General features: G+C 68.2%; 10 protein-coding genes. 6 read left to right on the top strand and 4 right to left on the bottom strand.

Annotation, left to right across the window (positions count from 1 at the left end; genetic code table 11):
• The first annotated feature begins 64 nt into the window (after positions 1–64).
• From MAAFP003_RS05265 to kasB, 4 genes are all read left to right on the top strand, one after another.
• Complete coding sequence (locus MAAFP003_RS05265; RefSeq protein ID WP_165796306.1) at positions 65–778, top strand: histidine phosphatase family protein; 714 nt, start codon at positions 65–67, stop codon at positions 776–778.
• 19 nt (positions 779–797) lie between these two features.
• The gene (locus MAAFP003_RS05260; protein ID WP_096285011.1) at positions 798–2792 is read left to right on the top strand and encodes an SDR family oxidoreductase; all 1995 of its coding nucleotides are present in this window, start codon (positions 798–800) and stop codon (positions 2790–2792) included.
• Positions 2789–3817 carry a nucleoside hydrolase gene (locus tag MAAFP003_RS05255; RefSeq protein WP_096285009.1) on the top strand — a complete coding sequence of 343 codons (1029 nt, stop codon included), beginning with the start codon at positions 2789–2791 and terminating at the stop codon, positions 3815–3817. Before MAAFP003_RS05260 ends, MAAFP003_RS05255 begins: the two co-directional genes overlap by 4 nt.
• A 112-nt stretch (positions 3818–3929) precedes the next feature.
• Positions 3930–5183, top strand: a complete 1254-nt coding sequence (gene kasB, locus MAAFP003_RS05250) for a 3-oxoacyl-ACP synthase KasB (protein ID WP_096285007.1) — start codon at positions 3930–3932, stop codon at positions 5181–5183.
• 5 nt (positions 5184–5188) lie between these two features.
• Here the strand turns inward: kasB and MAAFP003_RS05245 are convergent, their stop codons facing one another.
• Together MAAFP003_RS05245 and MAAFP003_RS05240 are read right to left on the bottom strand one after the other, a co-directional pair.
• The gene (locus tag MAAFP003_RS05245; RefSeq protein WP_207768469.1) at positions 5189–6763 is read right to left on the bottom strand and encodes a Y-family DNA polymerase; all 1575 of its coding nucleotides are present in this window, start codon (positions 6761–6763) and stop codon (positions 5189–5191) included.
• Between the two features lie 6 nt (positions 6764–6769).
• On the bottom strand, positions 6770–7456 hold the full coding sequence (locus MAAFP003_RS05240; RefSeq protein WP_096285003.1) for a hypothetical protein: 687 nt from the start codon (positions 7454–7456) through the stop codon (positions 6770–6772).
• A 105-nt stretch (positions 7457–7561) separates the two neighbouring features.
• On the opposite strand from MAAFP003_RS05240, the gene MAAFP003_RS05235 reads away from it, so the two are divergent.
• Positions 7562–8167 carry a hypothetical protein gene (locus MAAFP003_RS05235; protein ID WP_096285001.1) on the top strand — a complete coding sequence of 202 codons (606 nt, stop codon included), beginning with the start codon at positions 7562–7564 and terminating at the stop codon, positions 8165–8167.
• A 12-nt stretch (positions 8168–8179) separates the two neighbouring features.
• Here the strand turns inward: MAAFP003_RS05235 and guaA are convergent, their stop codons facing one another.
• The gene (gene guaA / locus MAAFP003_RS05230; protein ID WP_096290897.1) at positions 8180–9775 is read right to left on the bottom strand and encodes a glutamine-hydrolyzing GMP synthase; all 1596 of its coding nucleotides are present in this window, start codon (positions 9773–9775) and stop codon (positions 8180–8182) included.
• A gap of 48 nt (positions 9776–9823) precedes the next feature.
• On the bottom strand, positions 9824–11020 hold the full coding sequence (locus tag MAAFP003_RS05225) for an acyl-CoA dehydrogenase family protein (protein WP_096284999.1): 1197 nt from the start codon (positions 11018–11020) through the stop codon (positions 9824–9826).
• A gap of 59 nt (positions 11021–11079) precedes the next feature.
• Between MAAFP003_RS05225 and MAAFP003_RS05220 the strand changes: the two genes are divergently transcribed.
• Positions 11080–11733, top strand: coding sequence for a TetR/AcrR family transcriptional regulator (locus MAAFP003_RS05220; protein WP_096284997.1), 654 nt, complete (start codon positions 11080–11082; stop codon positions 11731–11733).

Genomic DNA, 11733 nt, shown 5'->3' with positions numbered 1-11733 from the left:
CTTCTGCGCACTCAACCATTGCAAACCCTTCCCCATGGGGCTGTCGGCAGGGCAGGCTATCGACATGGCCACGCGCAGCATGATCGGAAAGGCCTTCTGGAAAACAGGGGCCGTACTCGCCGCAACGCTCATCGTCGGTGCCTGCGGGGGGTCGACGCAGGCGCGCGCCATCACGTTGACGTTCATCCGAAACGCCCAGACCCAGGCCGATGCCGACGGCGTCATCAACACTGATCCCCCCGGCCCCGGCCTCACCGCCGAGGGCAGGGGCCAGGCCCAGCAGCTGGCCCACCAGAGCGGTCGCAACGACTTCGACGCCGTTTACGCCTCCGCCATGGCCGAGGCGCAGCAGACCGCCGGGCCGTTGGCCGGTGAACTCGGCAAACAGGTGGAGGTCCTGAGCGGCGTGCAGGCGCTCAATGCCGGCTGGTACAACGGCAAACCTCAATCGATGGCGGCCACCACGTACCTGTTGGCGCCGGCGGACTGGATCAACGGCGACATCGCGGACAGCATCCCGGGATCGGTGAGCGGCAAGCAGTTCAACAACGAGTTCACCGCCGCGGTGAACAAGGTTTATAACAGCGGCCACAGCAAACCGGTGGTGTTCTCCCAGGGCACCGCGATCATGGCGTGGACGCTGATGAATGCCCGCAACGGCAAGAGCAGCCTGTTGAGCACCCATCCGCTGCCGAACGTCGGCCGCGTGGTACTCACCGGAAACCCGACGGACGGGTGGACGCTGGTCGAGTGGGACGGCATCCGCAGCTTCAGCTGATCCCCGCTACCATGACCCCATGCGGTATGTCGTTACCGGCGGTACCGGGTTTATTGGTCGCCGCGTCGTAGCTCGCCTGTTGGATACTCGGCCCGACGCCGACGTGTGGGTCTTGGTCCGGCCCCAGTCGCTGGGGCGCTTCGAACGCCTCGCCGCACAGTGGGGTGAACGCGCCAAACCGCTGGTCGGTGCGCTGCCGGAGCTGACGTTGACCGACGAGCGGCTGGCCGAGCTGGGCCGGGTCGACCATCTCGTGCACTGCGCGGCGATCTACGACATCACGGCCGGCGAAGCCGAACAGCGCGCCGCCAACGTCGAGGGCACCCGCGCCGTCATCGAGCTGGCGCGACGCCTGGACGCGACGCTTCACCACGTGTCGTCGATCGCCGTGGCGGGAGATTTCGACGGCGAGTACACCGAGGACGACTTCGACGTCGGCCAGCTGCTGCCCACGCCCTACCACCAGACGAAGTTCGAGGCCGAACTGCTGGTCCGGTCGCAACCCGGGCTGCGCTACCGCATCTACCGGCCGGCCGTCGTGGTCGGCGACTCACGCACCGGCGAGATGGACAAGATCGACGGCCCGTACTACTTCTTCGGCGTGCTGTCCAAGCTGGCCATCTTGCCGTCGTTGACCCCGATCATGCTGCCCGACACCGGGCGCACCAACATCGTCCCGGTCGACTATGTCGTCGACGCACTCGTCGCACTGATGCACGTCGACGGCTCCGATGGGCAGACTTTCCACCTGACCTCGCCGAAAACCATTGGGCTGCGCGGTATTTACCGTGGCGTCGCCAAAACCGCCGGACTGCCCGCGCTGCGCGGCTCACTGCCCCGCTCGGTAGCTGCGCCGGTGCTGAAGGCAACCGGGCGGGTCAAACGGGTACGCAACATGGCGGCCACCCAGCTCGGGATTCCGGCCGAGGTGCTGGATCTCGTCGACCTGATTCCCACGTTTGTCAGCGATAAGACGCAAAATGCGCTGCGCGGCACTGGCATTGAAGTGCCCGAGTTCGCCAGTTACGCGCCCAAGCTGTGGCGGTACTGGGCCGAGCATCTCGATCCCGACCGCGCCCGCCGCGACGCTCCGGACGGTCCGCTGCAGGGCCGGCACGTGATCATCACCGGCGCATCCAGTGGCATCGGCCGGGCATCGGCGATCGCGGTCGCAGAACGGGGCGCCACGGTGTTCGCGCTGGCCCGCAACGGCTCCGCGCTCGACGAGCTGGTCGCCGAGATCCGCGCGAACGGCGGTCAGGCCCACGCCTTCACCTGCGATGTCACCGATTCGGTATCGGTGGAGCACACCATCAAGGACATCCTGGGCCGCTTCGGTCATGTCGATTACCTGGTGAACAACGCGGGCCGCTCGATCCGCCGTTCGGTGGTCAACTCCACCGATCGGCTGCACGACTACGAGCGGGTGATGGCGGTCAACTACTTCGGTGCCGTCCGTATGGTGCTGGCGCTGCTACCGCATTGGCGGGAGCGCCGATTCGGCCATGTCGTGAACGTTTCCAGCGCGGGCGTGCTGGCCCGAAACCCTAAGTACAGCTCGTATCTGCCGACCAAGGCCGCACTGGACGCGTTTTCCGACGTGGTCGCCTCGGAGACGCTGTCCGACCACATCACGTTCACCAATATCCATATGCCGCTGGTCAAGACGCCGATGATCGTGCCCTCGCAGCGGCTCAACCCGGTGCCGCCGATCAGCCCCGAACGGGCGGCCGCGATGGTGGTGCGCGGACTGGTCGAGAAGCCGGCGCGCATCGACACGCCACTGGGCACCCTGGCCGAGGCCGGCAACTACCTGTTGCCCCGGACATCGCGGCGAATTCTGCACCAGGTCTATCTGGGTTACCCCGATTCCGCTGCCGCGCTCGGCGTTTCGCCGGCAGTCGGCGCTGCGCAGAAAAGGCGGCCCAAACGCCCGGTGCGTGCTGTCGGCCGCATCGGGGTCCCCCGGCCGGTCCGCAAGGCGGTCCGCCTGGTACCCGGGGTTCATTGGTGACGCAGTCCTCGCCGGTGTTCGCCGACGTCGACACCGGCGTCGATGACGCGCTGGCCTTGATCTACCTGCTGGCCAGCCCGGACGCCGATCTGGTCGGCATCGCTTCGACCGGGGGAAATGTTGGCGTACAACAGGTTTGCGCCAACAATCTCGGCCTCCTCGAGCTGTGCCAAGCCACCGGCGTCCCGGTGTCGAAGGGCGCCGACGAGGCACTGGCCGGCCCGCTGCGCACCCCATCCAAAGTCCATGGCCCGTGCGGCCTGGGGTATGCCGACGTGCCACCGAGCAACGCGGCGCTGACCGACTACGACTCGGCCACCGCCTGGGTGCGCGCGGCGCAGGCGTTCCCCGGCGAGCTGATCGGCGTGGCGACCGGCCCGCTGACCAATCTGGCACTGGCGCTGCGCGCCGAGCCAGCACTGCCAACGCTGTTGCGCCGGTTGGTCATCATGGGCGGCTCCTACGACCACATCGGTAACACCACCGCGGTGGCGGAATGGAACATCAGCGTGGACCCCGAGGCGGCCGCCGAGGTGCTCGCGGCCTGGTCCAGCGAAAACCTTGGCCCGCAGCAGCTTCCGATCCTGTGCGGCCTGGATCTGACGCGCAACGTCGCGATCACGCCGGAAGTCCTGGCGAGATTGGCCGACGCCGCGGGATCGACGTCGACGATCATGAGCGTGGACGACCGACGGGGCACCCGATCGACGGCGTCCAATCCGGTGATCCGAGTGATCGAAGACGCCCTGCGGTTCTACCTCGAGGGTTACTACGACAACGGCCACGGGTATCTGGCACATCTGCACGACCCGTTGGCCGCGGCGGTCGCGCTGGATCCCGAACTCATCGCGACCCGCTCCGGGCGGGTGGACATCGAGCTCGCCGGCACCCTGACCCGCGGCATGACGGTAACGGACTGGCGCCGAGAACCTAACGCGCGCATTGGAGTTGGCGTCGATCCGGCGGCATTCTTCGAACGGTTCATCGAACGTGTGGGGCCCTTCGCGCGGCGGCTCGGCTGCTGAGGGGCCCGGCTGCCGGCTTCCGTTGACAGAACCCGCCCAGCGACGCTGGAATAGGTGGATATCTAGGTGGGGTTGCGTTAGTCAACACTGGAAGGCTGGAAGGACCTTCGCGATGACAGAGCTGGTAACGGGGAAGGCACTACCAAACGTAGTGGTGACCGGCATTGCCATGACAACCTCGGTGGCGACCGACGCCGAGAACACTTGGAAGTTGTTGCTGGACAGCCAAAGCGGTATCCGTACGCTCGAGGACTCGTTTGTCGAGCACTACGATCTCCCGGTACGCATCGGCGGGCACCTGCTGGAGGATTTCGACCACGGTTTGACACGTGCCGAGCGCCACCGAATGGGCTGGCTGCCGAAGATGACCACAATTTTGAGCCGCCGGCTGTGGGAGAACGCCGGATCGCCCGAGGTCGACCCCAACCGATTGCTGGTGTCCGTCGGCACCGGCCTGGGCTCGGCCGAGCAAATAGTATTCAGCTACGACGACATCCGCGCCCGCGGCATGCAGGGGGTCTCGCCGCTGGCGGTGGCGAAGTACATGCCCAACGCCCCCGCCGCGGCGATCGGGCTGGAACGACACGCCAGGGCCGGGGTGCTCACCCCGATTTCGGCGTGCGCCTCCGGCTCCGAAGGCATCGCGCAGGCCTGGCGCAGTATCGTCCTCGGCGAGGCCGATATCGCCATCTGCGGCGGTGTCGAGGTCAAGATCGAAGCGGTCGCGATCGCGGCGTTCGGCCAGATGCGCATCGTGTTGTCGACGAAGAACGACGACCCGGCCGGGGCGTGCCGTCCGTTCGATCGGGACCGGACCGGCATCGTGTTCGGCGAGGCCGGCGCGCTGATGGTCATCGAAACCGAGGAGCACGCCAAGGCCCGGGGCGCCAACATCCTGGCCCGGATCATGGGCGCCAGCATCACCTCGGACGGCTTCCACATGGTGGCGCCGGACCCCAACGGCGCACGCGCCGGGCATGCGATGAGCAGGGCGATTCAGCTGGCGGGGCTGACGCCCGGCGATATCGACCACGTCAATGCGCACGCCACCGGCACCCTGGTCGGCGACCTGGCCGAGTCCAAGGCCATCAACAACGCGCTGGGCAGCAACAAAGCGGCCGTGTACGCGCCCAAGGCCGCGCTGGGCCACTCGGTGGGGGCGGTCGGCGCGGTGGAGTCGATCCTGACCGTGCTGGCGCTGCGGGATCAGGTGATCCCGCCGACCCTGAACCTGGAAAACCTGGACCCCGAGATCGACCTGGATGTGGTGGCGGGCAAGCCGCGGCCCGGCAATTACCGCTACGCGCTCAACAACTCGTTCGGCTTCGGCGGCCACAACGTCGCCGTGGCCTTCGGCCGGTACTGACCCTCCTACTCGTAGATTCCTTCGAGGTACCACCGCCGCTGGCGATAACACAGCAGCAACGCCCGCTCACTTTCCAGCAACACCTGGGCGCGGGCGGTGCGGCCCGGCGAACCAGTCGAGTTCGGGTCCGGATCCCACCACCGCTCGTCGACCGGCCACGGGCCGGCCCACCAGCGCAGCGGGTCGTCGCAGCCGCGGGAGACCAGGCGCACCGGGTCGGCGGAGAACATCCCCCGGCCGGTCACCCGTATCAAATTCCCTTGGGCGTCAAGCAATTCCACCGGATCGTCGAGCAGTACCGCCGGCGACGGGTCTGGCAGCTGACCGGGCCACGGCAACGCCGGGTCGGCATGCGGAACCGGCTCGTCACCCAGCGGGGTCAGCGTGATGCGTTCGGCGGGTCCGCGACCTCCGGACAGCACCGGCACCCGCACCGCTTCCGGCCCGAGCAGGCCCTGCACCCGCACCAGGGCGCGGCGGGCCCGCTGCCGGTCCTCCTCCCCGAGGCCGCCCCATAACGGCAGCTGCAGCGCCTCGGCGGACACCACCTCCACCGCCTGCAGCCGCAGCGATGTCACCGGCGCCGTGGGGCGGGGATTGCGGGCGGCCCGGCTGCTCAACCCCCCGTCCAGTTGCCAGCGCACCCGATCGGCGGTGGCGTCCTCGGTCAACGGCTCGGCGCACCGCCATACCCGGTTCAGTTCTTCGCCGTTGGCGGTGACGGCGTGAATGGACAGCCGGGTGCATCCCACCCCGGCGGACATCAGCATCTGGTGCAGCGTGCCGGCCAGCGAGCGTCCGGCGAATGCCGCGGCGTCGACCCGGTCGATCGGCGGATCGCAATCCAGCACGGCTTCGAGTTCGGCCGGGGGCTCCCGCCCGGACGGGCCTCGCTCGGGCTCGCCGCGAGCGAACCGGTGTGCGCTGCACCCGTCGGCGCCGAACCGGGAAGCCACGTCGGTCGCCGACAGGGCGGCGAACTGACCGATGGTGCGAATCCCTAACCGCCACAACAGATCCGTCAGCTCCTCTCGCCCCGGACCGGACAGGCTCGGCTCGGTGGCCAGCTGCCGGATCGACAGCACCGACAGGAACTTCGCATCGTCGCCGGGCGCGACGACACGACCCGCCCGGGCGGCGAAGACCGCGGTGGACAGCTGGTCGGCGATCCCGACCTGGCACTCGGCCCCGGTTGCGGCCACCGCGTCGATCAGCCGTTCGGCGGCCTGTTGTTCGGACCCGAAATAGCGGGCCGCTCCGCGCACCGGCAACACCAGCAGGCCGGGCCGCAGCACCTCGGCGCGAGGCACCAGGTCGTCGACCGCCGCGATCACCCCCTCGAAAAAGCGGGCGTCGCGGTCGGCGTCGGCGCTGGCGACGTGCAGTTGCGGGCAACGGGCCGCGGCCTCGCGGCGTCGCAACCCTCGCCGCACTCCGGCCGCACGCGCAGCCGACGAGCAGGCGATCACCCGATTGGCCAGGGCGACCGCGATCGGGGTCGTCATGGATACCTCCGCCGCTGCCGCCGCCGCGACCGCCGGCCAGTCCATGCACCAAATGGCCAGCACCCGGGAAGACATTCGAACTCACCCGGTTCGCGTCCGGCGGCCGGTCACCCGTCTCCCCGCGCACACCCCACTGACCTGCAGCCGCACTCCGCTGATGCGTCCGAATCCGCAAACCGGGGCGTCGCGATGACCTGCCGTGATCTCGTAGCCGCTGACCCGGGCCTGCAGCCGGGTCGGCGCCCCCTGCCAGTCGCCGTCGGTGACCAGCAGGGTGCAGCCCTTGAGCCGGGCGCGAGCCACCACCGCCCGCGCCCGGGTCAGCGGCACCCGACGCCCGCCCAGCCCGAGCACCACCAGATCCATGCCGTCGATGAGCACCGCGGCCACTTCCACCGGATCGGTCCCGGGGTCCGGTATCACGGCGAGCCGGCTCAGATCCGCCCCCATCTCCACCGCGGCCAGCAGCCCGATATCCGGCTGGCCGACGATGGCCGCGTTTCCCCCGGCCGCCGTCACCGCGGCGACCATGCTCAGCAGCAGCGACCGCGCTCCCGACAGCACCGCCACCGTGCCCTTGGGCAGTTGCGTGGGTAGCGCTTCGGCCAGCCACTGCGGGACCGGCAGCCCGGACTCCGATTCGGGCAGCAGGCCATCGGGGCGGGCGGCGGGCCTCCCGGGCGATTTCCCGGACAACACCGCCATCTGCCGGCGTAGCGATTCGAGTTGTTCCGCCCGATCCAGGTCGGAGGCGACAGCCGCCGTCATATAGCCTCCTACCAGCAGATCCTCGATTATTTTCGAATATATGTTCGATTGATTCGAGTAAACACCCACCCTCCGACAACCGTCAAGAAACGGGAGAGGCTGCTTATGCGGTCGGTGCTGTTGTGGCTTCTGGTGCTCATTTGTGGCGCCATCGTGGTGCCCCCGCCGGCTCGAAGCGAGGTCGGGAGCTGTCAACCGGCCGAATTCTTCGCCGCCGACAACGGTGATCCCTTTTTCGAGCCGGAGGCCGACCTGACGTTCGCCCTCAACGGCGTGACGGTCACCGGGTCCAAGCCGCTCGACGGGGTGTACTGGTCCGAGGCGCAGCAGCGAATCACCCGGGAGCGTTCGCATGAATTCCAGCTGTGCGGCACCGAGGACGCCCTGCATACCGCCGCCGAGGCACTGCGCCGTCAGTTCGGCCAGGAATCGGTGCTGTCCTTCGACTACCTGCCGCAGACCGCACCGCAGGAGAACGCGCTCATGATCACCGTGCCGGATGTCGACATCGAACGCCTCGCCACCGCGCTGACGGCCGATCTTTCCGCCCGCGACCGGCTGCGCGGCGGATCCGTCACCGCGACCGACCACACCCTGGTCCTGATCGCCGCCAACGACGACCGCGACCTGGCCCGCCGGCTCGTCAGTGCGGCTGGCGGCAACTGGCAAGCAGCCGATATTGCTTACGGCAGAAGCGAATTCGTGAAGTAGCTGCGCGAAAACCTATTCCCACTCGATGGTGCCGGGCGGCTTGCTGGTGATGTCCAGCACCACCCGGTTGACCTCGCGGACCTCGTTGGTGATCCGGGTCGAGATGCGTTCCAGTACCTCGTAGGGCACCCGGGTCCAGTCCGCGGTCATGGCGTCCTCGCTGGACACCGGCCGCAGCACGATCGGGTGCCCGTAGGTGCGGCCGTCGCCCTGCACACCCACCGAGCGCACCTCGCCCAGCAACACCACCGGGCACTGCCAGATCAAGTTGTCCAGGCCCGCGGCGGTCAGCTCCTCGCGGGCGATCGAGTCGGCACGCCGCAGCGTGTCCAGCCGCTGCGCGGTGACCTCGCCGATGATCCGGATACCCAGTCCCGGACCCGGAAAGGGCTGGCGCCCAACGATTTCCTCCGGCAGACCCAGTTCCCGGCCGACCGCGCGCACCTCGTCCTTGAACAGCAACCGCAGCGGCTCGACGAGTTTGAACTTCAGGTCGTCGGGCAGACCGCCAACGTTGTGGTGGCTCTTGATGTTCGCGGTCCCGCTGCCCCCGCCGGACTCCACCACGTCCGGATACAGCGTGCCCTGCACCAGGAAGTCGACTTCAGATCCGGTGTCGCTCAAGATGTCTCGCACCGCGGCCTCGAAGGCCCGGATGAACTGGCGGCCGATGATCTTGCGCTTGCCCTCGGGGTTGGTCACCCCCGACAGCGCCTCGAGGAAGGTGTCGGCCGCGTCGACGGTGACGAGGTTGGCGCCGGTGGCGGCGACGAAGTCCCGCTGCACCTGCGCGCGCTCACCGGCGCGCAACAGTCCATGGTCGACGAAGACACAGGTCAGCCGGTCCCCGATGGCCCGCTGCACCAGCGCGGCGGCCACCGCGGAATCCACCCCGCCGGACAGCCCGCAGATCGCATGGCCGTCGCCGATCTGGGCCCGTACCTGTTCGGTCAGCGCCTCGGCGATGTTGGCGGCCGTCCATTCCGCGCCGAGCCCGGCGAAGTCGTGCAGAAACCGGCTGAGCACCTGTTGCCCGTGCGGGCTGTGCATCACCTCGGGGTGGTACTGCACCCCGGCCAGGCGTCGGGCCCGGTTCTCGAAGCCGGCGACCGGCGCGCCGGGGCTGCTGGCCACCACATCGAACCCCTCGGGCGCGGCCGTGACGGCGTCACCGTGGCTCATCCAGACCGGCTGCGCCGTCGGCAGTCCCGAATGTAATTCGCCACCAAGCACTTTCAGCTCGGTGCGACCGTATTCGCTGGTGCCGGTATGGACGACGGTCCCGCCCAGCGTTTGCGCCATCGCCTGAAACCCGTAGCAGATGCCGAACACCGGCACGCCGAGGTCGAACACCGCCGGGTCCAGTTGCGGGGCGCCTTCGGCATACACACTGGCCGGCCCGCCGGAGAGCACCAGCGCCAAGGGATCCTTGGCCTTGATCTCCTCGATCGAGGCGGTGTGCGGGATGACCTCGGAAAACACCCGCGCTTCCCGCACGCGACGGGCGATCAACTGCGCATACTGCGCGCCGAAGTCGACTACCAATACCGGTCGGGTCGGGGGTCCGACGTCACCAAGATCGGGGTCGAGGTCAGCAGGTTCAGCCACGGCCACGAGTCTAGTGTTCGGCGGTGAGGCCGGGGACTTGGCCACACGTCACATCAGGTAGGTCGGCTGGGCAATGCCGAAGCGGGTGCTGGCGTAGCGCTTCAGGGCCGACGGGCTGAAGTAGGCGTGCTGGCCCAGGGTGTGCAGGTCCCGAAAGCAGCGTTGCAGGGGGTGATTCGCGTGTACCGCGCCCGCACCGGTCAACCCGAACGTCGTATCGACCACCTGACGTGCCGCGCGCATCGCCGCCAACGCCGCCAGCCGGAAGCCGGCACGCTGCTCAAGCGAAGGCGGGTCACCGGCGATGGCGGTGTCCCACAGCGCACTGACCTCGTCGAGTACGAATGCCCGCGCAGACCTCAAACCGGCCTCGGCACTGGCGAACTCGACCTGGACCGCGGCATCCTGCGCCAGTGGCTCGGGCGCCATGGCGCGCAGCTTCGTCGTCGCGAGATCGGTGAATTCGTCGAGGGCGCGCCGCGCGATGCCGAGCGGGACACCGACCATGCCGATCCCGGCGAGCGTGAAGAACGGAATTCGCCACAACGGGCCGTCGTGGCGGGCCGGATGGAAGAACGGGCTGATGGTGTGCTCGTCGGGAACGCTGAGAGCTCGGGCGGCCACGTCGTTGCTGCCGGTGGCGCGCAACCCCAGGACGTCCCAGTTGTCGACGATCTCGGCCTCGGCGCACGGGAAGAACGCCAGCCGCTGGTCGGGCCCTTGCTCGGGGATCATTCGCGGCTGGTCGCCGTCGAAGACGAAGACACCGGCCAGTATCCACTCGGCGTGGCGGCAACCACTGGCGAACGGCCATCGCCCGTCGATGCCGAACCGGCCGCGACCGTCCGGCACGGCCCGCCCGGTGGGCGCGAAGATCGTCGCCGATGAGAAGTCGGCGTCCGAACCGAACAGCGTTGTGGCGACGGCTGGTTCAAGCCAGGCGGTGAACGCGGGTGCGCCGCCACCGATGGCGGCAACCCAGCCGGTGGAACCGTCGGCACGCGCCAGTTCCTCGATCATCTGAATGATGTCGACCGGGGCTATTTCGAATCCGCCGAGCGAGCGCGGCTGCATGGCACGGAAGATGCCGGCCGCGCGCAGTTGCTCGACCAGATCGAGGGGCAATGTCCCGAGCGCCTCGGCTTCATCGGCACGCCGGCTGATCTCGGGTGTCAGGGCGCCTGCCACCGCGATGGAGTCGGCACCGTTCGACAGGCTGACGGCGGGGCATGTTGCACTTGTCATGTCACGTTCCCTATTTTCATACAGTTATTAGTATTCAATACAGGAGAATGTACTTAATTATGGGATCTGTCAACAAGCAGGCTCCCCGCCGCTACGACTCGACCCGTCGCCGCGAGCAGGCCCAGCGCAATCGGGACGCGGTCCTCGCGGCCGCCCGGCAGCGGTTCCTGGCCCAGGGCTATGCGGCGACGACGATCGCCGAAATCGCACGGGACGCGGCCGTGTCGGTCGAAACGGTGTACAAGGCGTTTACGACGAAGGCCGGCGTGCTGAAAGCGCTCTTCGATGTGTCCGTCGCCGGCGACGACGAGCCGATCCCGATGGTCCAGCGAGACGTGATCCAGGCCGTTGCCGATGAAACCGATGCGGCCCGCAAACTGCAGCTGTACGCCAAGCACCTGGCCGCGACCATGCCGCGCAGCGCTCCGGTCCAACTGCTCGCGCGTGATGGCGCCGCGTCGTCGCCGGACGCCGGCGAGGTCTGGAAGCAGACGCGGCAGGAAACGCTGGCCGGCATGACGATGTTCGCGGCAGATCTCGCCGGGACGCGACAGCTGCGAGTCAGCGCCAAGGAAGCGCGCGATATTCTGTGGACCTACCACGCACCCGAGCTCTACGAACTCCTTGTCCTGGAACGCGGTTGGTCGGCCACTCGCTACGGCAAGTTCCTCGCCCAAGCGCTGATCGACGCCCTGCTCAAGCCCGAGGGTTGA

Origin of the sequence: Mycobacterium ahvazicum (assembly GCF_900176255.2) — a bacterium.
Classification (GTDB): domain Bacteria; phylum Actinomycetota; class Actinomycetes; order Mycobacteriales; family Mycobacteriaceae; genus Mycobacterium; species Mycobacterium ahvazicum.
The sequence above is the reverse complement of the archived record's forward strand: the minus strand, read 5'-3'. Positions and strand labels throughout refer to the sequence as shown.

Coding starts and splice junctions, on each gene's coding strand:
- MAAFP003_RS05260 (WP_096285011.1), top strand. CDS start 798: ATGCGGTATGTCGTTACCGGCGGTACCGGGTTTATTGGTCGCCGCGTC.
- MAAFP003_RS05265 (WP_165796306.1), top strand. CDS start 65: ATGGCCACGCGCAGCATGATCGGAAAGGCCTTCTGGAAAACAGGGGCC.
- MAAFP003_RS05220 (WP_096284997.1), top strand. CDS start 11,080: ATGGGATCTGTCAACAAGCAGGCTCCCCGCCGCTACGACTCGACCCGT.
- MAAFP003_RS05225 (WP_096284999.1), bottom strand. CDS start 11,020: ATGACAAGTGCAACATGCCCCGCCGTCAGCCTGTCGAACGGTGCCGAC.
- MAAFP003_RS05235 (WP_096285001.1), top strand. CDS start 7,562: ATGCGGTCGGTGCTGTTGTGGCTTCTGGTGCTCATTTGTGGCGCCATC.
- MAAFP003_RS05245 (WP_207768469.1), bottom strand. CDS start 6,763: ATGTCTTCCCGGGTGCTGGCCATTTGGTGCATGGACTGGCCGGCGGTC.
- MAAFP003_RS05240 (WP_096285003.1), bottom strand. CDS start 7,456: ATGACGGCGGCTGTCGCCTCCGACCTGGATCGGGCGGAACAACTCGAA.
- kasB (WP_096285007.1), top strand. CDS start 3,930: ATGACAGAGCTGGTAACGGGGAAGGCACTACCAAACGTAGTGGTGACC.